The organism is Nonomuraea roseola, from assembly GCF_039535395.1.
Classification (GTDB): domain Bacteria; phylum Actinomycetota; class Actinomycetes; order Streptosporangiales; family Streptosporangiaceae; genus Nonomuraea; species Nonomuraea roseola.
In genome coordinates this window covers 228,119-248,210 of the sequence record NZ_BAAAXC010000013.1, presented here as the reverse complement: position 1 = coordinate 248,210, position 20,092 = coordinate 228,119, and the positions used below count along the sequence as shown (strand labels likewise).

General features: G+C 70.6%; 22 protein-coding genes. 19 read left to right on the top strand and 3 right to left on the bottom strand.

Annotation, left to right across the window (positions count from 1 at the left end; genetic code table 11):
* Window positions 1-26: 26 nt before the first annotated feature.
* The 13 genes from ABFX55_RS17845 to ABFX55_RS17785 all read left to right on the top strand — a co-directional run bounded on the left by ABFX55_RS17845 (window position 27) and on the right by ABFX55_RS17785 (window position 11,478).
* Complete coding sequence (locus tag ABFX55_RS17845) at window positions 27-614, top strand: NAD(P)/FAD-dependent oxidoreductase (RefSeq protein WP_346122405.1); 588 nt, start codon at window positions 27-29, stop codon at window positions 612-614.
* Window positions 611-853, top strand: a complete 243-nt coding sequence (locus ABFX55_RS17840) for a (2Fe-2S)-binding protein (RefSeq protein WP_346122526.1) — start codon at window positions 611-613, stop codon at window positions 851-853. The genes ABFX55_RS17845 and ABFX55_RS17840 overlap by 4 nt, the downstream gene beginning before the upstream one ends.
* A complete protein-coding gene (locus ABFX55_RS17835; RefSeq protein ID WP_346122403.1) occupies window positions 850-2,205 on the top strand; it encodes an FAD/NAD(P)-dependent oxidoreductase in 1,356 nt (451 codons plus the stop codon). The genes ABFX55_RS17840 and ABFX55_RS17835 overlap by 4 nt, the downstream gene beginning before the upstream one ends.
* On the top strand, window positions 2,189-3,082 hold the full coding sequence (locus ABFX55_RS17830) for a dihydrodipicolinate synthase family protein (protein WP_346122401.1): 894 nt from the start codon (window positions 2,189-2,191) through the stop codon (window positions 3,080-3,082). The genes ABFX55_RS17835 and ABFX55_RS17830 overlap by 17 nt, the downstream gene beginning before the upstream one ends.
* Window positions 3,079-4,080 (top strand): proline racemase family protein, encoded by a 1,002-nt coding sequence (locus ABFX55_RS17825; protein WP_346122400.1) that lies wholly within the window; start codon window positions 3,079-3,081, stop codon window positions 4,078-4,080. Before ABFX55_RS17830 ends, ABFX55_RS17825 begins: the two co-directional genes overlap by 4 nt.
* 184 nt (window positions 4,081-4,264) lie before the next feature.
* The gene (locus ABFX55_RS17820; RefSeq protein ID WP_346122398.1) at window positions 4,265-5,407 is read left to right on the top strand and encodes a branched-chain amino acid ABC transporter substrate-binding protein; all 1,143 of its coding nucleotides are present in this window, start codon (window positions 4,265-4,267) and stop codon (window positions 5,405-5,407) included.
* On the top strand, window positions 5,404-6,297 hold the full coding sequence (locus ABFX55_RS17815) for a branched-chain amino acid ABC transporter permease (protein WP_346122396.1): 894 nt from the start codon (window positions 5,404-5,406) through the stop codon (window positions 6,295-6,297). The genes ABFX55_RS17820 and ABFX55_RS17815 overlap by 4 nt, the downstream gene beginning before the upstream one ends.
* Window positions 6,294-7,274: a branched-chain amino acid ABC transporter permease gene (locus ABFX55_RS17810; protein WP_346122394.1), complete on the top strand. Its 981-nt coding sequence runs from the start codon at window positions 6,294-6,296 to the stop codon at window positions 7,272-7,274. Before ABFX55_RS17815 ends, ABFX55_RS17810 begins: the two co-directional genes overlap by 4 nt.
* Window positions 7,271-8,038: an ABC transporter ATP-binding protein gene (locus ABFX55_RS17805; RefSeq protein WP_346122393.1), complete on the top strand. Its 768-nt coding sequence runs from the start codon at window positions 7,271-7,273 to the stop codon at window positions 8,036-8,038. Before ABFX55_RS17810 ends, ABFX55_RS17805 begins: the two co-directional genes overlap by 4 nt.
* A complete protein-coding gene (locus ABFX55_RS17800) occupies window positions 8,031-8,738 on the top strand; it encodes an ABC transporter ATP-binding protein (protein ID WP_346122391.1) in 708 nt (235 codons plus the stop codon). The genes ABFX55_RS17805 and ABFX55_RS17800 overlap by 8 nt, the downstream gene beginning before the upstream one ends.
* Window positions 8,735-9,697: a proline racemase family protein gene (locus ABFX55_RS17795; protein ID WP_346122389.1), complete on the top strand. Its 963-nt coding sequence runs from the start codon at window positions 8,735-8,737 to the stop codon at window positions 9,695-9,697. The genes ABFX55_RS17800 and ABFX55_RS17795 overlap by 4 nt, the downstream gene beginning before the upstream one ends.
* An 88-nt stretch (window positions 9,698-9,785) precedes the next feature.
* A complete protein-coding gene (locus tag ABFX55_RS17790; RefSeq protein ID WP_346122387.1) occupies window positions 9,786-10,802 on the top strand; it encodes an ornithine cyclodeaminase family protein in 1,017 nt (338 codons plus the stop codon).
* Between the two features lie 10 nt (window positions 10,803-10,812).
* Entirely contained in the window at window positions 10,813-11,478 is a 666-nt protein-coding gene (locus ABFX55_RS17785; protein ID WP_346122385.1) for a GntR family transcriptional regulator, read from the top strand.
* Between the two features lie 3 nt (window positions 11,479-11,481).
* Here the strand turns inward: ABFX55_RS17785 and ABFX55_RS17780 are convergent, their stop codons facing one another.
* The 3 genes from ABFX55_RS17780 to ABFX55_RS17770 form a co-directional block, all read right to left on the bottom strand.
* The gene (locus tag ABFX55_RS17780) at window positions 11,482-12,393 is read right to left on the bottom strand and encodes an EamA family transporter (protein ID WP_346122383.1); all 912 of its coding nucleotides are present in this window, start codon (window positions 12,391-12,393) and stop codon (window positions 11,482-11,484) included.
* A 169-nt stretch (window positions 12,394-12,562) separates the two neighbouring features.
* Window positions 12,563-13,330: an ABC transporter permease gene (locus ABFX55_RS17775; RefSeq protein ID WP_346122381.1), complete on the bottom strand. Its 768-nt coding sequence runs from the start codon at window positions 13,328-13,330 to the stop codon at window positions 12,563-12,565.
* Window positions 13,327-14,235, bottom strand: a complete 909-nt coding sequence (locus ABFX55_RS17770; RefSeq protein ID WP_346122379.1) for an ABC transporter ATP-binding protein — start codon at window positions 14,233-14,235, stop codon at window positions 13,327-13,329. The genes ABFX55_RS17775 and ABFX55_RS17770 overlap by 4 nt, the downstream gene beginning before the upstream one ends.
* Window positions 14,236-14,383: 148 nt before the next feature.
* On the opposite strand from ABFX55_RS17770, the gene ABFX55_RS17765 reads away from it, so the two are divergent.
* The 6 genes from ABFX55_RS17765 (at window position 14,384) to ABFX55_RS17740 (ending at window position 20,092) form a co-directional block, all read left to right on the top strand.
* The gene (locus ABFX55_RS17765; RefSeq protein WP_346122377.1) at window positions 14,384-15,160 is read left to right on the top strand and encodes a VOC family protein; all 777 of its coding nucleotides are present in this window, start codon (window positions 14,384-14,386) and stop codon (window positions 15,158-15,160) included.
* Between the two features lie 95 nt (window positions 15,161-15,255).
* Window positions 15,256-16,476: a multidrug effflux MFS transporter gene (locus ABFX55_RS17760; RefSeq protein WP_346122375.1), complete on the top strand. Its 1,221-nt coding sequence runs from the start codon at window positions 15,256-15,258 to the stop codon at window positions 16,474-16,476.
* A 76-nt stretch (window positions 16,477-16,552) separates the two neighbouring features.
* A complete protein-coding gene (locus tag ABFX55_RS17755) occupies window positions 16,553-17,245 on the top strand; it encodes a helix-turn-helix transcriptional regulator (protein WP_346122374.1) in 693 nt (230 codons plus the stop codon).
* Entirely contained in the window at window positions 17,242-18,654 is a 1,413-nt protein-coding gene (sufB, locus tag ABFX55_RS17750; protein ID WP_183661909.1) for a Fe-S cluster assembly protein SufB, read from the top strand. The genes ABFX55_RS17755 and sufB overlap by 4 nt, the downstream gene beginning before the upstream one ends.
* Window positions 18,654-19,778 carry a Fe-S cluster assembly protein SufD gene (gene sufD, locus ABFX55_RS17745; RefSeq protein ID WP_346122372.1) on the top strand — a complete coding sequence of 375 codons (1,125 nt, stop codon included), beginning with the start codon at window positions 18,654-18,656 and terminating at the stop codon, window positions 19,776-19,778. Before sufB ends, sufD begins: the two co-directional genes overlap by 1 nt.
* Window positions 19,775-20,092 (top strand): non-heme iron oxygenase ferredoxin subunit, encoded by a 318-nt coding sequence (locus ABFX55_RS17740; RefSeq protein WP_183661906.1) that lies wholly within the window; start codon window positions 19,775-19,777, stop codon window positions 20,090-20,092. Before sufD ends, ABFX55_RS17740 begins: the two co-directional genes overlap by 4 nt.

Below are 20,092 nucleotides of genomic sequence, written 5' to 3'. Positions count from 1 at the left end.
CCGCAGCGGCGAGCGGGTGACGGGGGGTGCGCACCGACCACGGGGACATCCTCGCCGACGCCGTGGTCAACGCGGCGGGCACCTGGGGCGGCCAGGTCGCCGCCCTGGCGGGCGTCGAGCTGCCGATCCTGCCGAGGCGCGGCTTCATCCTGGTCACCGAGCCTCTCAGGGAGCCGCTGATCAGGCACAAGGTCTACACCGCCGCCTACGTGACGAACGTGGCGAGCGACTCGGCCGACCTGGAGACCTCGGCGGTCGTCGAGGGCACCCCTGCCGGCAGCGTGCTCATCGGCGCCAGCAGGGAGCGGGTCGGCTTCGACAGGACGACCTCGATCCCGGTGCTGCGCAGGCTGGCCGCACAGGCCACCGCGCTGTTCCCCGTGCTGAGGAACAGGCGCGTGATCAGGTCCTACTGCGGCTTCAGGCCGTACTGCCCCGACCATCTGCCGGTGATCGGCCCCGACCCGCGCGCCCCCGGACTGCTGCACGCCTGCGGGCACGAGGGCGCGGGCATCGGCCTGGCGCCCGCCACCGGCCACCTGCTGGCCCAGCTGCTGTCGGGGGAGCGCACGGCCCTCGACCTGGCCCCCTTCAGCCCAGGGAGGTTCGCGTGAGTTTCGAGATCACCGTGGACGGCAGGCCGGTGCCCGTCGTGCAGGGGCAGAGCGTGGGCGCGGCCCTGCACGCGGCGGGCATCACCTCGTGGCGCTCGACCAGGCACGAGGGAAGGCCGCGCGGCCTGTTCTGCGGCATCGGCGTCTGCTTCGACTGCCTGGTCACCGTCAACGGCCGTGAGTCCCAGCGCGCGTGCCTGGTGCCGGCCAGCCCCGGAGACGAGGTGACCACCTCATGACCGGCTACGACCTCGTCGTCGTCGGCGGCGGCCCCGCGGGAGTGGCGGGCGCGCTGAGCGCCGCCCAGGCGGGGCTGCGCGTGGCCCTCGTCGACGCGGGCCCTCGCCTGGGCGGCCAGTACTTCAGGCACCGCGCGGGCAGCCTGCCGTCGGGGCGCGGCGCCGACCGGTTCGTGCGGCAGTGCCGCGCCCTCAGGACCAGGGCGGAGCTCCTGCTCGACCACAAGGTCTGGGCCGTGGAGCAGGGCGAGGACTCCGTCACCGTCCACGTCATGGCCGGCCAGGAGGAGCGCCCCTTCACCCTCGCCTGCCGATCGCTGCTGATCGCCACCGGCGCGCACGACAGGCCGCTGCCCTTCCCCGGATGGGACCTGCCCGGCGTGCTCACGGCAGGCGGCGCGCAGGCCCTGCTCAAGGGCGAGGGCGTACCGGCCGGGCGGCGGGTCGTCGTCTCGGGCACGGGACCCTTCCTGCTGCCCGTCGCCGCGGGGCTGGCGAAGGCCGGGGTCTCCGTGGCGGGGGTCTTCGAGGCCAACGGCCCGCTCGGCCTGGCCCGCCACCCCCTGCTGGCCGCGGGCAAGGCGGGTGAGGCGCTGGGCTACGGCGCCGCGCTGGCCGGGCACCGCGTGCCGTACAGGACGCGCCACGCGGTCGTGGCGGCCCACGGCTCCTCGCACGTCACCCACGTGACCGTCGCCCGCCTCGACGCCGAGTGGAGAGTGCTGTCGTCGCGAACGGTGGAGTGCGACGCCGTCGCGGTCGGCTACGGCTTCGTCCCGCAGATCGACCTGGCCGTCCAGCTGGGCTGCGCCACCACGCACTCGGCCGACGGCAGTCCCGTCGTGGACGTGGACGAGGGGCAGCGCACCAGCGTGGCCTCGGTCTACGCCGCGGGCGAGCCCACCGGCGTCGGCGGCGCGGCGCTGGCCGAGCTCGAGGGCAGGACCGCGGGCCTGACCATCGCCCACGACCTCGCCTCGGGCGAGGGCGGCGACCCCGTTCCCGGTGTCCTGCGCAGGCGGGGAGAGCGCCTGCGCGCCTTCGCGCGAGCACTGCAGGAGGCCTACCCCGTCCAGCCCGGCTGGCAGGACTGGCTGGAGGACGACACCCTTGTCTGCCGCTGCGAGGAGGTGCCGGTGAGCAGGATCCGTGAAGCCATGGACCTGGGCGCCACCGACGCGCGCTCGATCAAACTGCTCGCCCGCCCAGGAATGGGCTGGTGCCAGGGCAGGATCTGCGGTTACGCGGTCTCCTGCCTGGCCGGCGAGCGCCCCCAAGCCCCCCGGCGCCCCATAGCCCAGCCGATCACCCTCGGCTGTCTTGAGAGGATCGAAGATGAGCAACCGCGTTGAGCCGTGGCAGGGAATCATGGTCGCTACGGCCCTTCCCCTGCGCGAGGACCTGTCGGCCGATTTCGAGGCCTTCGCCGAGCACTGCCGATGGCTGGTCGAACAGGGCTGTGACGGCGTGGCCGTGAACGGCTCGCTCGGTGAGTACCAGACGCTCAGCCAGGAGGAACGGGCCAAGGTCGTCGAGACGGCGGTGGCGGCCGTCGGCGGGCGCAACGTGATGCCGGGCGTCGGCGCGTACGGCTCCGCCGAGTCGCGCCGCTGGGCCGAGCAGGCCCGCGACGCCGGCTGCGCGTGCGTCATGCTGCTGCCGCCCAACTCCTACAGGGCCGACGAGCGGACCGTGATCGACCACTACAGGGAGGTGGCCAAGGCCGGCCTGCCGATCGTGGCCTACAACAACCCCTATGACACCAAGGTCGACCTGACCCCCTCGCTGCTGGCCAAGTTGTTCGACGAAGGTTTGATCGTCGCGGTGAAGGAGTTCACCGGCGACGTGCGAAGGGCCTACGAGATCGCCGAGCTCGCCCCCGGGCTCGACGTGCTCATCGGCACCGACGACGTGGTCCTCGAACTGGCGCTGGCGGGGGCCAAGGGGTGGATCGCAGGGTTCCCCAACTCCCTGCCCGCCTCGACCGTCGCCCTCTACCGCGCCGCCATGGCGCACGACCTGGAGAGCGCGCTGCCGCTGTACCGCGCGCTGCACCCGCTGCTGCGCTGGGACGCCAAGACCGAGTTCGTCCAGGCCATCAAGCTGTCCATGGACCTGGCGGGCAGGTACGGCGGGCCGTGCAGGCCGCCGAGGCTCCCGCTGACCGACGAGCACGCGACGGCGGTGCGGGCCGCGACGGAGAAGGTGCTGGCGGAGGGCCTCAGATGAGGACCAGCCGCGTCTTCCACGCCGTCGACTCCCATACCGAGGGCATGCCCACCAGGGTCATCACCGGCGGCGTGGGCGTCATCCCCGGCAACAGCATGGCCGAGCGGCGGATCTACTTCCGCGAGCACTTCGACCACATCAAGCAGCTGCTGATGAACGAGCCGCGCGGGCACGCGGCCATGAGCGGGGTCATCCTGCAGCCGCCCACCCGTCCCGACGCCGACTGGGGCGTGCTGTTCATCGAGGTCTCCGGCTACCTGCCGATGTGCGGTCACGGCACGATCGGGGTGGCCACCGTGCTGGTGGAGACCGGGATGGTCGAGGTCGTCGAGCCGGTGACCACCGTCCGTCTCGAGGTGCCTGCGGGGCTGGTCGTCGTGGACGTGGCGGTCAAGGACGGCGTGGCGCAGTCGGTGACGCTGCGCAACGTGCCCGCCTACAGCGACAGGCTGGACGCGGTGGTGGAGGTGCCTGGATTCGGCCAGGTCCGCTACGACCTGGCCTACGGCGGCAACTTTTACGCCATCGTCGACCTCGACGACTACAAGCTGCCCTTCGACAGGGCCGCCAAGAACGAGATCCTCGCCGCGGGGCTGGCCACCATGGCCGCCGTCAACGCCACCGACGAGCCCGTCCACCCCGAGGACGAGCGGATCCGCGGCTGCCACCACGTGTACTTCACCGCCCCCGGCTCGACCGCCGAGCACTCCAGGCACGCGATGGCGATCTACCCCGGCTGGTTCGACCGTTCCCCGTGCGGGACGGGAACCAGCGCCCGCATGGCCCAGCTGCACGCCAGGGGCGAGCTGGCGCTGGGCGCGGACTTCGTCAACGAGTCCTTCATCGGGACCAGGTTCGTGGGCCGCCTGGTGGAGGAGACCAGCGTGGGCGGCCGTCCTGCGGTCGTGCCCACGATCACGGGAAGGGCATGGATCACGGGGACCGCGCAGTACTTCCTCGACCCCCAGGACCCGTTCCCCGAGGGCTTCGTCCTCTGACGGAGCACCCACCGCACGGTGGTCGTTTCGGGCTGTCCGAAATATCGGGGAGGTCACGGTTTTGACCGGGGCCTCCCTTGACGGTTCAAGTGCGTGTTAGGACCCTAACGGTCTGATATCGGAGCTTGACCGGCCACCGGCACATCGGTGTGATGTCACACATCACTCACATGAGGAGAGTCACATGCGCTCAACGCAAGTCGCCTCCCTGGTGGCGGCCGCCATGCTGCTGGCGGGATGCGGTCAGGGTCTGCTCGGCGACGGTGGAGCCGCCCAGCAGGACGACAAGGCCCCCATCCGTCTCGGCATGCTGGTCCCCCAGTCCGGCAGCGAGGCCGCCATCGGCCCGTACATGACCAACGCCGCCCAGCTCGCGGTGGAGGAGATCAACGCCAAGGGCGGCGTCCTCGGCCGCCAGCTCGAGCTCAAGGCCGCCGACGACGCCTGTGACGCGCAGACGGCCGTGGCCGCGGCCAACAAGGTGGTCACCGAGGGCGTCCACGTCTCCATCGGCGGCTACTGCTCGGGCGCCACGCTGCCCACGCTGCCGGTGTTCGGCAAGGCGAACATACCGATGATCATCCCGGCGGCCAACTCCCAGGAGCTGGTCGACCAGAAGCTGAAGCACGTCTTCCTGATCAACGGCACCGGCACCCAGCAGGCCGAGTCGGCCACCAAGTGGATCACCAAGCAGGGCGCCACCAAGGTCGCGCTCATGCACGACAACACCAGCTACTCCAAGGACATCGCGGTCCGCACCCAGCCGCTGCTGGGCGACAAGGTGGTCATCACCGAGGCCGTCACGCCCAAGGAGAGCGACTACAGCGCCAACATCGCCAACGTCCTGGACAAGAAGGCCGACTTCGTCTACTGGACGGGCTACTTCCAGGAGGGCGGCCTGATCATCAGGCAGCTGCGCCAGGCCGGGTACAAGGGCGCGATCATGGTCGCCGACGGCTCGGTCTCTCCCAAGCTCGGTGAGATCGCCGGCGACGAGGCCGAGGGCGTCTTCGCCACCATGACCCCGATCCCCGACACCCTGCCCGACGCCAAGGGCTGGATCGACTCCTACACCAAGAAGTTCGGCTCCGCCCCCGGGCCCTACTCCAACCAGGCCTACGACGCCGTGCGGCTGGCCGCTGAGGCGATCACCAAGGCGGGCTCCACCGACGGCGCCAAGGTCATCTCCGCGCTCGAGGGGATCGACGGGTTCACGATGTTCTCCGGCCCGCTGAAGTTCACCCCCGAGCACACGCTGTCGGCCGGTGGCTTCCAGATCCTGGTGTGGAAGGGCGACAAGTTCGCCCTGCAGGACGCCCTGTCATGACACAGCTCGTCTGGAACGGCCTGTTCGTCGGGTCGTTCTACGCCCTCGTGGCGCTCGGCTACAGCATGGTCTACGGCATCATCAAGCTGCTCAACTTCGCCCACGGCGACCTCTACATGCTCGGCGCGTTCAGCGGCTTCGCCGTCCTGTCCACGCTGGGCGGGGTCTCCGCGGCGATGACGCTGCCCGTGCTGATGGCGGTCCTGCTGCTGACCATGGTCAGCACGGGGCTGGCGGGCGTGGTGCTCGAGCGGGTGGCCTACCGCCCGCTGCGCGGCGCGCCCCGCCTGTCACTGCTGATCACCGCCGTCGGCGCCTCGTTCGCCATCGAGTACGGCATGCGCGCCGCCACGGGCCCCGACCCCAGGGTCTACCCCGTGCGGCTCAGCGGCACCTCCATCGAGGTGCTCGGCGCCAGGCTCACCCTCCAGCAGCTCGCGCTGATCGGGGTGGCCATCGTCCTCATGGTCGGCCTCAACCTCCTGGTCACCAGGACCCGTGAGGGCAGGGCCATGCGGGCGATCGCGCTCGACCCGCGAACCAGCGCGCTCATGGGCATCGACGTCAACGCGGTGATCTCCAGGACCTTCTTCCTCGGCTCGGCGCTCGCGGGCGCGGCCGGCGTGATGGCCGGCGCCTACTACGGGAAGATCGACTTCCTGATGGGCTTCCTCATCGGGCTGAAGGCCTTCACCGCGGCCGTCATCGGCGGCATCGGCAACATCCCCGGCACCATGCTGGGCGGCCTCGTGCTGGGCCTGCTGGAGTCGTTCGGCACCTACTGGCTCGGCGGCGAGTGGCGGGACGTGTTCGCCTTCGGCGTGCTGATCCTGTTCCTGACCGTGAGACCGACGGGTCTGCTCGGCGAGCGTGTGACGGAGCGGGTGTGAACGAGACGACCAAAGCCCCCGAGGCCCCTCGCAAGATCGGCGCCCAGCGCCCGCAGACCAGGCTGTCCAAGCTGTTCGACAACCGCTGGGTCGGCCTGGTGGGCCTGCTGATCGCGCTGCTCGTGCCTTTCGTCAACGCCAGCAACTACACGATGTCCATCATGACCACGGCTGCCGTCTTCGTGATGCTGGCCTCGGGCCTGAACATCGTGGTCGGCTTCACCGGCCTGCTCGACCTGGGGTACGCCGCCTTCTTCGCAGTGGGCGCCTACACCAGTGGCGTCCTGGCGACCCGGTTCGACCTGCCGCTGGTCGCCACCGTACCCGCCGTCATCGTGGTCACGGTCATCGCGGGCGTCATCATCGGCGCCCCGACACTGCGGCTGCGCAGCGACTACCTGGCCATTGTCACGCTGGGCTTCGGCGAGATCATCCGCATCACCGCCAACAACCTGCCCGTCACGGGCGGCCCCTCGGGTATCTACGGCATCCCCGGTCTGACCGACAGCCCGGTGAGCCTGTACTTCGTCACGGTGGTGATCGTCGCGATCGCCGTGATCGGCGCCTCTCGCCTGGGCAGGTCACGGCTCGGCCGGGCGATGCGGTTCGTGCGCGAGGACGAGGACGCCGCCGAGGCGACCGGCGTGCACACCTACCGGGTCAAACTGGCCGCCTACATCGCGGGCGCGGTGTGGGGCGGGCTGGCGGGTGTGCTGTTCGCCGGCCAGGTGTCGGCCATCTCGCCCAACAGCTTCACCTTCCTGTACTCGGCGACGGTCCTGATGGCCGTGGTGCTCGGCGGAATGGGCTCGGTGCCCGGCGTCGTGCTCGGCGCCATCATCATCAGCCTGCTGCCCGAACTGCTGCGTGACGCCGCCGACTACCGGTTCTTCATCTTCGGCGTACTCCTGATCATCGTGATGATCGTCCGGCCGCAGGGTCTGTGGCCCGCCCGTTCGAAGGAGGCCCTCAAGTGACACTCCTCCAGGTGAGCGAGCTGCGTCTGACCTTCGGCGGCCTGGTGGCCATCGACGGGCTCAGCTTCTCGGTGAACGAGGCCGAGATCGTCTCGGTCATCGGCCCGAACGGCGCGGGCAAGACCTCCGCCTTCAACTGCGTGACCGGCTTCTACAAGCCCACGGGTGGCACGATCACCTTCGAAGGCACCTCACTGCTGGGCATGCGGCCCTCGGCCGTGGCGGGGGTCGGCATCAGCCGTACCTTCCAGAACCTGCGGCTGTTCGGCGAGCTGTCGGTGCTCGACAACGTCCGCGCGGGCAGCCACCTGTGGCTGAAGCAGAGCGTCTTCGACGCGCTGCTGCACACCCCGCGCTACCGCCGCACCGAGCGCGAGTGCACCGACGAGGCCAACCACTGGCTCGACTTCGTCGGCCTGCGGGGCGACCGCTACTCGGCGGCGCGCAACCTGCCCTACGGCGAGCAGCGCCGCGTCGAGATCGCCCGCGCGCTGGCCCGCAAGCCGCGCCTGCTGCTGCTCGACGAGCCCGCCGCGGGACTCAACCACACCGAGAAGGCCGAGATGCTCGACCTGATCAGGCGCATCCGCGAACTCGGCATCGCGATCGTGCTGATCGAGCACGACATGGGGCTGGTCATGCAGGTCTCCGAACGCATCGTGGTTCTCAACTTCGGCAAGGAGATCGCCGACGGCCGCCCAGAAGAGGTGCGCCGCGACCCTGCCGTCATCGAGGCCTACCTGGGGAGCGACGCCCATGCTTGAGATCAGCGGCCTCGACGTCCACTACGACGGCGTGCACGCGCTGCGCGGCCTGTCGCTGACCGTCGGCCAGGGCGAGATCGTCGCCCTGCTCGGCAACAACGGCGCGGGCAAGACGACCACCATGTCGGCGACCTCGGGCCTGGTGCGGCCCAGCGGCGGCAAGGTCCTCTTCGAGGGCGAGGACATCACCGGCCTGGCCGCGCACAAGATCACCAGCCGCGGGCTCGTCCACTGCCCCGAGGGCCGCCGGATCTTCAGCACGCTGACCGTGCACGACAACCTCCAGCTCGGCGGCTACCTCGTGCGCGACCAGGCGGAGATCAGGCGCCGCATCGACCACGTGTACGGCCTGCTGCCCCGCCTGGCCGAGCGCCGAGCCCAGCAGGGCGGCACGCTGTCGGGCGGTGAGCAGCAGATGCTCGCCATCGGCCGCGCGCTGGTCACGGGCCCCCGCCTGCTGCTGCTCGACGAGCCCTCCATGGGCCTGGCGCCGCTCGTCGTCGCCCAGGTCATGGAGCTCATCGCGGACATCAACTCCTCGGGCACCGCGGTGCTGCTGGTCGAGCAGAACGCCTCGGCGGCGCTGAAGATCGCCCACAGGGGATACGTCCTGGAGAACGGGGTCGGCACCCTGTCGGGGACGGGCGAGGATCTCCGCTCCGACCCCCGGGTCGTCGAGGCCTACCTGGGAGGATCATGATCCAGACGATCGACTACCACACCGGCGGAGAGCCGTTCAGGGTCGTGGTCGGCGGGGCCCCCGAGATCGGGGGCGCCTCCGTCCTGGAGCGCAGGAGCACGGCCGCGGGCAGCGAGGAGATCGACCGCGTGCGGCGGCTGCTGTGCCACGAGCCGCGCGGGCACGCCGACATGTACGGCTGCTTCCTCGTCCCTCCCGACGACGAGGGAGCCGACCTGGGCGTGCTGTTCTGGCACAAGGACGGCTACTCCACCGCCTGCGGGCACGGCACGATCGCGCTCGGCGTCCACGCCGTGCGCGAGGGGCTGGTCGAGGCCGACCCCGACGGCGTCACGGACGTGGTGATCGACGTCCCCTCCGGCAGGGTGACCGCGAGGGTGCTCATGAAGGGCGGCCGGATCATCTCGGTCACCTTCAGGAACGTCCCCTCCTACGTGCTCGCCCGCTCGGTGCCCGCCGGCGGGAGCGAGGTCGACGTGTCGTACGGCGGGGCCATCTACGCCTCGCTGCCCGCAGCCTCCCTCGGACTGTCGGTACGGCCCGAGCACCTCACCGCGCTGATCGAGCACGGACGGCGGATCAAGGCGGCGCTGGCAGGCCATCCGGCCGCGCGGCATCCCACCGACGAGCGCCTGTCAGGGATCTACGGAGTGATCTTCTATGACGCGCTCGGGCCCGCACACCAGCGCAACGTGACCGTCTTCGCCGACGGCGAGGTGGACAGGTCGCCGTGCGGCTCGGGGACGGCCGCGCGGCTGGCGCTGCTGGCCGACGAGCTGCCCGAGGGGTTCACGCTCACCCACGACAGCATCGTGGGCTCCTCGTTCAAGGCCTGGGTGGCCGAGACCACGGCGGAAGGCGTGATTCCCGAGATCGAGGGCATGGCCTACCGTACGGGGCGCCACAGCTTCGAACTCGACCCACACGATCCGATCGGGACGGGGTTCACGCTGCGATGAGCCGCCTCGCGAGCATGTCGGTCGGGGCCGGATCCGCGCCTCTGGTCTCGACCGGCCCCCTCCTTCCGGCCGCCGCGCGGACCGCGTCGTGAGCGGCCTGCCGTACATCGGGGGCCTGGAAGGGCTGGTGCCGGTGTCACGCGCCGTCGCGGTCCTGGAGGAGACGCTGGCCTCGGGCTTCGACCCCGAGCAGGCCCAGGCCCGCACGGCCGCGCCCGCGGGGCAGGGGGAGTTCCTGCTCATGCCCGCGGCCGCCGGACGTTACGCGGGCGTCAAGGTGGTCAGCGTCGCCCCGGGCAACCCGGCTCGGGGGCTGCCCCGCATCCAGGGCGCCTATCTGCTGTTCGACGGCGACAGCCTGGCGCCGCTCGCCGTCATGGACGGCCTGGCCCTCACCTCGCTGCGCACCCCCGCGCTGTCCGCCCTGGCCGTCAGGCACCTCGCGCTCCCGGCCGCCTCGCGGCTGCTGGTGTTCGGCACGGGACCGCAGGCGTGGGGGCACGTCCTGGCCCTGCGCGAGGTCCGCCCGCTGGAGCGGGTCACCGTGGTGGGGCGTGACCCCGGAAGGACCGCCGCCTTCGCGGACCGCTGCCGCGCGCTGGGCCTGGCGGCCGAGGCGCTGCACCCGGATCCGGCGTCCCCCGGCGCCGCCTCCCGTGGCCTCGGCGACCTGGTCGCCTCGGCCGTCGGGGAAGCGGACCTGATCGCCTGCTGTACCACCTCCAGAACCCCCCTCTTCCCCGGTAGGCTCACCCGCGACAGCGCCACCGTCGTCGCCGTCGGATCGCACGAGCCCGACGCCAGGGAGATCGATGACGATCTCGTCAGCCGCGCCACCGTCGTCGTGGAGGCCCGCGGGACGGCATTGTCCGAGGCGGGGGATGTGGTCATTCCCCTGCGCGGCGGTACGATCACCAGTGGTCATCTCGCCGGCAACCTGGCCGACCTGGTCACCGGCCGCGTCACCCTCGGTGAGGGGCCGCGGGTCTTCAAGAGCGTCGGCATGGCGTGGGAGGACCTCGTGGTGGCGGCGGCCGCCTACGAGGCGTGGACCCGACAGGAGGGCCCCGTGAGCGGGCCCGGCACCGTAGACGGACGAAAGTAGGGAAGCCGGGATGGCTGCGGACGATCGGCTCGACCTTCCGGTCGTGGGCGAGCGGCAGAGCCTGCGCGAGCAGGTCGCACACGCACTGCGCGCCGCGCTCGTCACGGGCGAGATGCGGCCCGGCGTGGTCTACTCGGCCCCCGTGCTGGCCGCCCAGTTCGGCGTCTCGGCCACCCCTGTCCGCGAGGCCATGCTCGACCTGGCCAAGGAGGGCCTGGTCGAGGCGGTGCGCAACAAGGGGTTCAGAGTCACCGAGCTGTCCGACCGCGACCTCGACGAGCTGACCGAGATCCGCCAGCTCATCGAGGTGCCGACCATCGCCAGGCTCGCCGACTCCTCACGCGCGGAGGAGTTCGAGCTCCTGAGGCCCGTCGCCCAGGAGATCGTCGACGCCGCGGAACGCGCCGACCTGCTCGCCTACGTCGACGCCGACCTGCGCTTCCACGTCGAGCTGCTGGCGTTGTCGGGCAACGCCCACCTGGTGGAGGTGGTGCGCGACCTGCGCAACAGGGCGAGGCTGTACGGCCTGTCGCAGCTGTCGGAGCGCGGCACGCTGACCGACTCGGCGCGCGAGCACCTCGAACTGCTCGACGCGCTCAAGGCGGGCGACAGGAGCGCGGCCGAGCGCATCATGGGCGAGCACATCCACCACGTGCGCGACATCTGGGCCGAGTAGCGGCTAGGAGGAGCGCGTCGCGCCCAGGCTGGCCGCGACGATGCAGATGATGGCCGCCCACTGCTGGACGTGCAGGAACTCGCCGAGCAGCACCAGGCCGATCAGCGCGGCCACCGCGGGCTCCAGGCTCATCAGGATGCCGAACACGTGCTTGGGCATCCGGCGCAGCGCCTGCAGCTCCAGCGAGTAGGGGATCACCGACGACAGCAGCCCCACGCCGAGCCCGATCAGGATCACCCAGGGCTGCAGCAGGTCGGCGCCGCCCGTGGTGATGCCCACGGGCGCGACGACCACCACCGACACCATCATCGCGAACGACAGCCCCGTCGTGCCGGGGAAGCGCTGCCCCGCGGCGGCCGACAGCAGGATGTAGCCCGCCCAGCAGGCCCCGGCCACCAGCGCGAACCCGATGCCGAGCCAGCTCACCGCCGCCGACTCGCTCCACGGCGCGATGAGCGCGATGCCCGCGCCCGCGAGGGCCACCCACAGCAGGTCGACCCTGCGGCGGGAGGCCGCGATCGCCACTCCGAGCGGCCCGAGGAACTCGATCGCCACCGCGATGCCGATGGGCAACCTGGCGAGCGCCTCGTAGAAGGACAGGTTCATGACGGCGAGGATGAGGCCGAAGCCGAGCCCGACGGCCCAGTCGCGCCAGGCCAGTCCCCTGAGCTTGGGCCGCGACACCGCGCCGAGGATCAGCGCGCTCGCCGCGATCCGCAGGAATACCACGGCCGACGGCGGCAACGCAGTGAACAGCTCCTTGGCGAACCCCGCGCCCAGCTGCACCGAGAAGATCGCGAGCAGCACGAGGCCCGAAGGAGGCACGGAGTCGGCGGCGCTGCGCAGCAGGCCGCCCGTACGGGGCAGCGCTGCCTTGAGACGATCTGCTGGCCCGTCGAGGGCGAAGGCGGTCACGGGACTCCTCGGGAGGAAGTGGTACAGAAGGTGCCGAGCTTACTCGGCCGCTCCGACAGCGTTCCTGCGAGGTGGCCCCGTCGCAGCACTCCCACCGGTCGCAGCCACTCCCCACGGCGGGAGGAGCCACCTACAACGGCGGGAGGAGCCGCTACAGTGGCGGGAGGAACTACTCCCAGCGGAAGGTCCGCGACGCGAGGCCGAGCGTGAGCGCCGCCCACGCCACCAGCACCGCCACCGCGCCCAGCGGCAGCGCCGCGCCGTCGGCCAGCACCGCTCTCAGCCCACCGGTCAGCGCCGAGATCGGCAGCAGCGCGAGCGTCGGCTCCACGCCGTCGGGGAAGGCCGTCAGCGGGAAGATCACCCCTCCGCACCCCAGCAGCACCAGGTAGACCAGGTTGGCCGCGGCCAGAGTCGCCTCCGCGCGCAGCACACCCGCCATCAGCAGCCCGAGCCCGCTGAAGGCGGCGGTGCCGAGCAGCACCAGCAGGACGGCGGCGGCCATGGAGCCGCGCGGCTGCCAGCCCAGCGCCAGCGCCACCGCCACGATGACCACGGCCTGCAACAGCTCCACCCCGATGACGGCGAGGGTCTTGGCCAGCAGCAGCCCCGTCCTGGACAGAGGGGTGGCGCCCAGGCGCTTCAGCACGCCGTAGCGCCGCTCGAAGCCCGTGGCGATCGCCTGCCCCGTGAAGGCGGTCGACATGACCGCCAGCGCCAGCACGCCGGGAGCGAGGAAGTCCACCCTCGGCCCCTCGCCGACGTCGACCAGCGGAGCCAGCGAGAAGCCGACCAGCAGCAGCACCGGGATGATCAGCGTGAGCATCAGCTGCTCGCCGTTGCGCAGGATCGCCCGCGCCTCGGCCCCCGCCTGCGCCAGCACCATGCGGGGGAACGGCGCGGCCTGCGGGGCCGGGGTCAGGTCGAGGGTGGTCATCGCAGCTCCCTGCCGGTCAGTTCGAGGAAGACGTCCTCCAGCGTGCGGCGCTCGATGGACAGGTCGTCGGCGGTGACGCCCTCGGAGGCGCACCAGGCGGTCACGGTGGCCAGCAGCTCGGGCCCCACGTGGCCCTCGATGATGTAGTGGCCCGCCGGCGACTCCTTGGCGGCCGAGCCCGCGGGAAGCGCGCTGAGCAGCTCCTCCAGGGCGAGGCCCGGCCTGGCGCGGAAGCGCAGCTGCCGCTCGGCGCCGGTGAGGGTGGCGGGGCTGCCCTCGGCCACGACCCTGCCCCTGTCGATGATGACGACGTGGTCGGCCAGCCGCTCGGCCTCGTCCATGTAGTGGGTGGTCAGCACCACGGCCACGCCCGCCGCGCGCAGGTCGGTGACCAGCTCCCAGCAGGCCCGCCTGGCCTGGGGGTCGAGGCCCGCCGTCGGCTCGTCGAGGAAGACCAGCTCGGGACGGCCGATGACGGCCCCCGCCAGCGAGAGCCGCTGCTGCTGGCCGCCCGACATCCGCCGGTACGGCGTGCGGGCGTGCTCGGTCAGCCCCAGCCGCGCCAGCAGGACGGCCGGGTCGAGGGGGCGGGCGTGGAAGCGCGACATCAGCCGCAGCCACTCCGCGCACCTCATCGCCGGGGGAACCCCTCCCGCCTGCGGCATCACGCCCACCCTCGCCCGCAGTGAGGAGTCGCCGGGATCGGCGCCCAGCACCCGCACCGTGCCGCCGTCGGCCTTGCGGAAGCCCTCGCAGATCTCGATGGTGGAGGTCTTGCCCGCGCCGTTGGGGCCGAGGATGGCGGTGACCGCTCCGCGCTCGGCGGCAAGGGTCAGCCCGTCGACGGCGGTGGTGCCGCCGTAGCGTTTGACCAGTTCGATGACCTCGACGGCAGGGGAGCTCATGGCCACGAGTTTAGGGACCCCATGGCGCGGTCAGCGCGGCAGGCGGCCAGGAGCGCTTTCGTTGCCGAGAAATCACCAAAGAGCTCGCCAAGTCAACTGATGTGACCTTCGTCGCGTGATTGTGTGTGAGGCGACAGGAGGTAGTGCCATGTCGGTACGTAGTAGTTACGAGGCGGGCGTCCCGTGCTGGGTCGACCTGTCGAGCCCTGACGTCCAGGCGTCGGTCACCTTCTATGGTGAGATCTTCGGCTGGAGAGCCGAGATGGCCGACGATCCGGCCGCCGGCGGCTACGGGCAGTTCGTCCACAACGGCAAGAAGGTCGCGGGCGTCGGACCGATCATGGGGGAGGGGATGCCTCCCGTCTGGAACGTCTACGTCGCCACCGACGACGCCGCCGCCACCGCCGACCGCGTGAAGAACGCGGGAGGAAGCGTGGTCATTGAGCCGATGCGGGTCTTCGACGAGGGCACGATGGCCGTCTTCCAGGGCGGCGACGGCTCCTTCTTCTCCGTCTGGCAGGCGGGCAACCACCAGGGCGCCGAGCTGGTCAACGAGCCGGGCTCGTTCTGCTGGAACGAGCTGGTCACCCGCGACCCGCAGGCGGCCGCGCGCTTCTACACCACCGTCTTCGGCTGGACCCCCAAGCCGACCGAGATGGACGGCATGACCTACACCGAGTGGCTGGCCGGCGACAAGAGCATCGCCGGGATGATCGAGATGTCGCCCAACTACCCCGAGGGCACCCCCTCGCACTGGGCGACCTACTTCGCGGTCGCCGACCTCGACGCGACCATGGCCAAGGCGCAGTCGCTGGGCGCGACGATCCTGATCGAGTCGATGGACTCCCCGCCCGGCAGGTTCGGCATGATCCTCGATCCGCAGGGCGCGGCGCTGTCCCTCATCCAGCTCACCGAAACGGCGTGATAAATCACCCGAAATTCGGGAATTCGGCGGACCAGATGGAGGTTTGATCCCTCGGCCCTCGTGGGCCACGGCCTACGAGGGAGAGGGGTTCACGCATGTCCGTGGCAGAAGCCACACCTGTTGCCAGGGGGAACCGCCGCGGACTGCTGTTGCTGATCCTGGGAGCGCTGTCGGCCATCGGCCCGCTCTCGATCGACATGTACCTTCCCGCGCTGCCCGCCATCACCACCGAGATGCTGTCGGCGCCCGCGCAGGTCCAGCTCACGCTGACGGCCTGTCTCATCGGGGTCAGCGTCGGACAGGTCCTGGCGGGACCGCTGAGCGACGTCCACGGGCGCAGGATCCCGCTGATCGTCGGCGTCGCCGGATACACGCTGGCCTCCCTGCTGTGCGCCTTCGCCCCCTCGGTGACCGCGCTGATCGTGCTGCGTCTGGCGCAGGGCGTCATGGGCGGCGCCGCGCTGGTGATCGTCCGCGCCGTCGTGCGCGACCTCTACGACGGCGCCGCCATCGCCCGTATCTTCGCCACCCTCATGCTGGTCAGCGGACTCGCCCCGATCCTCGCCCCGATCGCGGGCGCCCAGCTGCTCTCCTTCACCTCCTGGCGCGGCATCTTCGTGGCGCTCAGCCTGGCCGGGGTGGTGCTGCTGCTGGCCGTACTGCCGGGCGTGAGGGAGACGCTGCCGGCCGAGGACAGGGAGGGCGGCGGGCTCAGGCAGACCGCCGCCACGTTCTGGCGGCTGCTGCGCGACCGCTCGTTCATGGCCTGCTCCCTGGCCGCCGGCCTGGCCTTCGCCGGCATGTTCGCCTACATCTCGGGCTCGCCCTTCGTGCTGCAGGAGGTGTACGGCGCCACGCCGCAGCAGTTCTCGCTCGTCTTCGGCCTCAACGCCTTCGGCCTGACCGTCATGGCCCAGGTCGGCGGCAGGCTCGCGGGCCGGGTGCACCCCGCCCGCCTGGTGCTGGTCGGCCTGTTGGTCAGCCTGGCGGGCGGCGCGCTGCTGGTGCTGGCCGCCTCCATGGACCTCGGCCTGGCCGGCGTGGTGGCCGCGCTGTTCGTCATCATGTGCGGCGCGGGCCTCGTGCTGCCGGGAACCGGCGCGCTGGCGCTGGCCGGTCAGCCCCAGCAGATCGCGGGCAGCGCCTCCGCGCTGCTCGGCGTGCTGCAGTTCGCGTTCGGCGCGGTGGCCGCCCCTCTGGTGGGTCTGGCGGGCTCGGGGACGGCGGTGCCGATGGCCGTGGTCATGCTGGCGCTCATCATCGGCTCCCTCCTGGTTTTCGTCCTTCTCGGCCGCGGGCGTGTTTTCGCAGGTTAGGTAAGGCTTACCTGCGTGAGAAATTGCATTCCCCATTCATTTGAGATGAGGGAAGGAATTACGGCACACTGATGTTGTGAAAAACGTGACCTCCTCGATCGAGCCGGGAAGCGAGCGCAGCACACGTGCGCGCGTCGCTCGGCTGATCCTGGAACACGGTCCCGTCACGGCCGTCGGGCTCGGCGAGCGGCTCGGGCTCACGCCCGCCGCCGTCCGCCGTCATCTCGACGCGTTGCTGGCCGACGGGATGATCGAGCCCCGCACCGTGCGCCCGCGCGGACAGCGCGGAAGAGGGCGACCGGCCAAGCTGTTCGCCATCACCGACGCGGGGCGCAGTGCTTTCGAGCACGCCTATGACGATCTCGCCGGCAGCGCGCTGCGCTTCCTGGCCGAGCGCATGGGCGAGGAAGCAGTGACCGAGTTCGCCCGCTCGCAGGTCGAAGGCCTGCTGCAGCGGCTTGAGCCGGTCATGCGGACAGTGCCGGAAGACCAGCGCGTTCAGGTGCTGGCCCAGGCGCTGTCGGCGGACGGTTACGCCGCCTCGGCCACCAAGGCCAAGTCTGGCGGCGACCAGCTCTGCCAGCACCACTGCCCGGTGGCGCACGCGGCCGCGGAGTTCCCGCAGCTGTGTGAGGCCGAGACTGAGGCGTTCGCGAAGTTGCTCGGCACCCCGGTGCAGCGCTTGGCCACCATCGCACACGGCGACGGGGTCTGCACCACCCACGTGAGCCCCGTTCGGATTAAAGAGAGCAAGGAGACCGGAAGGTGACTGTCACCGACCGCCCGGAGCTGGAAGGCCTCGGGAATTACAAGTTCGGCTGGGCCGACTCGGACGCCGCGGGCGCCGCGGCCAAGCGTGGCCTGTCCGAGGAGGTCGTCCGCAACATCTCCGCGCTCAAGAACGAGCCGGAGTGGATGCTCGACCTTCGCCTGAAGGGCCTCCGGCTGTTCGGCAAGAAGCCGCTTCCCACGTGGGGCTCCGACCTCACCGGCATCGACTTCGACAACATCAAGTACTTCGTGCGCTCCACCGAGAAGCAGGCCGCTTCCTGGGACGAGCTGCCCGCCGACATCAAGAACACCTACGACAAGCTCGGCATCCCCGAGGCGGAGAAGCAGCGCCTCATCGCCGGTGTCGCGGCCCAGTACGAGTCCGAGGTCGTCTACCACCAGATCCGTGAGGACCTGGAGGAGAAGGGCGTCATCTTCGTCGACACGGACACGGGCCTGCGCGAGCACGAGGAGCTCTTCAAGGAGTACTTCGGCTCGGTCATCCCGGTGGGCGACAACAAGTTCGCCGCGCTCAACACCGCGACCTGGTCCGGTGGCTCGTTCATCTACGTGCCGCCGAACACCCACATCGACATCCCGCTGCAGGCCTATTTCCGGATCAACACCGAGAACATGGGCCAGTTCGAGCGGACCCTGATCATCGTGGACGAGAACTCCTACGTCCACTACGTCGAGGGTTGCACCGCGCCGATCTACTCCAGCGACTCGCTGCACTCCGCGGTCGTCGAGATCGTCGTGAAGAAGGGCGCCCGCTGCCGTTACACGACCATCCAGAACTGGTCGAACAACGTCTACAACCTGGTCACCAAGCGCGCCGTCGCCTACGAGGGCGCGACCATGGAGTGGATCGACGGCAACATCGGCTCCAAGGTGACGATGAAGTACCCGGCCGTCTACCTGATGGGCGAGCACGCCAAGGGTGAGACGCTGAGCGTCGCCTTCGCGGGCGAGGGCCAGCACCAGGACGCCGGGTCCAAGATGGTCCACCTGGCGCCCAACACCTCCTCCAGCGTGATCTCCAAGTCGGTGGCGCGCGGCGGCGGCCGCACCTCCTACCGCGGCCTGGTCCAGATCGAGGAGGGCGCCCACGGCTCCGCCTCCACGGTCAAGTGCGACGCGCTGCTGGTCGACCAGATCAGCCGCTCCGACACCTACCCCTACGTCGACGTCCGTGAGGACGACGTCTCGATGGGGCACGAGGCCACGGTCTCCAAGGTCAGCGAGGACCAGCTGTTCTACCTCATGAGCCGCGGGCTCGAGGAGGACGAGGCGATGGCGATGATCGTGCGCGGCTTCGTCGAGCCGATCGCGCGCGAGCTGCCCATGGAGTACGCCCTCGAGCTGAACCGCCTGATCGAGCTGCAGATGGAAGGAGCCGTCGGCTGATGGGCCTGAACGAGAAGCCCCTGTCGACCCTGCACGAGAAGTCGTCCTACAACCTCGACGACTTCTCCGTGCCGACCGGGCGCGAGGAGAAGTGGCGCTTCACGCCGCTCTCACGGCTGAAGGGCCTGCACGACGGCACCGCCGAGGTGACCGGCCAGGTCGTCACGCAGGCATACACCCCCGCCGGCGTCACCGCCGAGTGGGTGGGCCGCGACGACGCCAGGGTCGGCCAGGCCTACGCGCCGACCGACAGGGTCAGCGCGCAGGCCTACAACGCCTTCGAGAAGGCGCTGGTCGTGACCGTGCCCAAGGAGGCCGTTCCGGCCGAGCCGATCCAGATCGAGCTGCGCGGCGGCGGCACCACCGGCGTCGCCTACGGCCACATCGTGGTCAAGGTCGAGCCGATGGCCGAGGCCGTGGTCGTCCTCGACCACCAGGGCAGCGCCGTCTACGCCGACAACGTCGAGTTCGTCGTGGGCGACGGCGCCACGCTGAAGGTCGTCAGCCTGCAGGACTGGGCCGACGACGCCGTGCACGTCTCCCAGCACCACGCCCAGCTGGCCAAGGACGCGACCTTCCGCAGCTTCGTGGTGACCCTCGGCGGCGACCTCGTACGGCTCTCGCCCAGCGTCTCCTACACGGGCCAGGGCGGCGACGCCGACCTGGCCGGCGTCTACTTCGTCGACGCGGGCCAGCACCTCGAGCACCGCCTGCTGGTCGACCACTCCACGCCCAACTGCAAGAGCCACGTCGACTACCGCGGCGCGCTGCAGGGCCAGGACGCCCACGCGGTGTGGATCGGCGACGTGATCATCAGGGTCGAGGCCGAGGGCACCGACACCTATGAGCTCAACCGCAACCTGATCCTGACCGACGGCGCCCGCGCCGACTCGGTGCCCAACCTCGAGATCCTCACCGGCGAGGTCGCCGGAGCGGGTCACGCCTCGACGTCGGGCAGGCTCGACGACGAGCACCTGTTCTACCTCCAGGCCCGCGGCATCCCCGCCGACCAGGCCCGCCGTCTGGTCATCAGGGGCTTCCTCGGCCAGCTGGTGGAGAAGATCTCCGTACCCGAGCTGCGTGAGCGGGTGCTCGCCAAGATCGAGGCGGAGCTCGAGAAGTGAGCTACGAGAAGGTCTGCAAGGTCAGCGACATCCCCGACGAGGGCGTCATCGGCGTCGAGGTGGGGGAGACCCCGGTGGCGCTGGTCCGCAAGGGCGAAGAGGTCTTCGCCCTGCACGACGTCTGCTCCCATGCCGAGGTGAAGCTGAGCGAGGGCGAGGTCTACGACGGGACCCTCGAGTGCTGGCTGCACGGATCGTGTTTCGACGTGCGCTCAGGCAAGCCGACGGGTCCGCCCGCCACCAAGCCCGTGAACGTTTACCGAGTGAAGATCGACGGCGACGACGTCCTCGTCTCGCTCTCGAAGGAGTCATAA

What these genes read in the sequence shown, in the direction of transcription:
- sufD (WP_346122372.1), top strand. Translation starts at nt 18,654, where the DNA reads ATGGGCCTGAACGAGAAGCCCCTGTCGACCCTGCACGAGAAGTCGTCC.
- ABFX55_RS17825 (WP_346122400.1), top strand. Translation starts at nt 3,079, where the DNA reads ATGAGGACCAGCCGCGTCTTCCACGCCGTCGACTCCCATACCGAGGGC.
- ABFX55_RS17800 (WP_346122391.1), top strand. Translation starts at nt 8,031, where the DNA reads ATGCTTGAGATCAGCGGCCTCGACGTCCACTACGACGGCGTGCACGCG.
- ABFX55_RS17820 (WP_346122398.1), top strand. Translation starts at nt 4,265, where the DNA reads ATGCGCTCAACGCAAGTCGCCTCCCTGGTGGCGGCCGCCATGCTGCTG.
- ABFX55_RS17785 (WP_346122385.1), top strand. Translation starts at nt 10,813, where the DNA reads ATGGCTGCGGACGATCGGCTCGACCTTCCGGTCGTGGGCGAGCGGCAG.
- ABFX55_RS17795 (WP_346122389.1), top strand. Translation starts at nt 8,735, where the DNA reads ATGATCCAGACGATCGACTACCACACCGGCGGAGAGCCGTTCAGGGTC.
- ABFX55_RS17770 (WP_346122379.1), bottom strand. Translation starts at nt 14,235, where the DNA reads ATGAGCTCCCCTGCCGTCGAGGTCATCGAACTGGTCAAACGCTACGGC.
- ABFX55_RS17775 (WP_346122381.1), bottom strand. Translation starts at nt 13,330, where the DNA reads ATGACCACCCTCGACCTGACCCCGGCCCCGCAGGCCGCGCCGTTCCCC.
- ABFX55_RS17760 (WP_346122375.1), top strand. Translation starts at nt 15,256, where the DNA reads ATGTCCGTGGCAGAAGCCACACCTGTTGCCAGGGGGAACCGCCGCGGA.
- ABFX55_RS17830 (WP_346122401.1), top strand. Translation starts at nt 2,189, where the DNA reads ATGAGCAACCGCGTTGAGCCGTGGCAGGGAATCATGGTCGCTACGGCC.
- ABFX55_RS17835 (WP_346122403.1), top strand. Translation starts at nt 850, where the DNA reads ATGACCGGCTACGACCTCGTCGTCGTCGGCGGCGGCCCCGCGGGAGTG.
- ABFX55_RS17765 (WP_346122377.1), top strand. Translation starts at nt 14,384, where the DNA reads ATGTCGGTACGTAGTAGTTACGAGGCGGGCGTCCCGTGCTGGGTCGAC.
- ABFX55_RS17815 (WP_346122396.1), top strand. Translation starts at nt 5,404, where the DNA reads ATGACACAGCTCGTCTGGAACGGCCTGTTCGTCGGGTCGTTCTACGCC.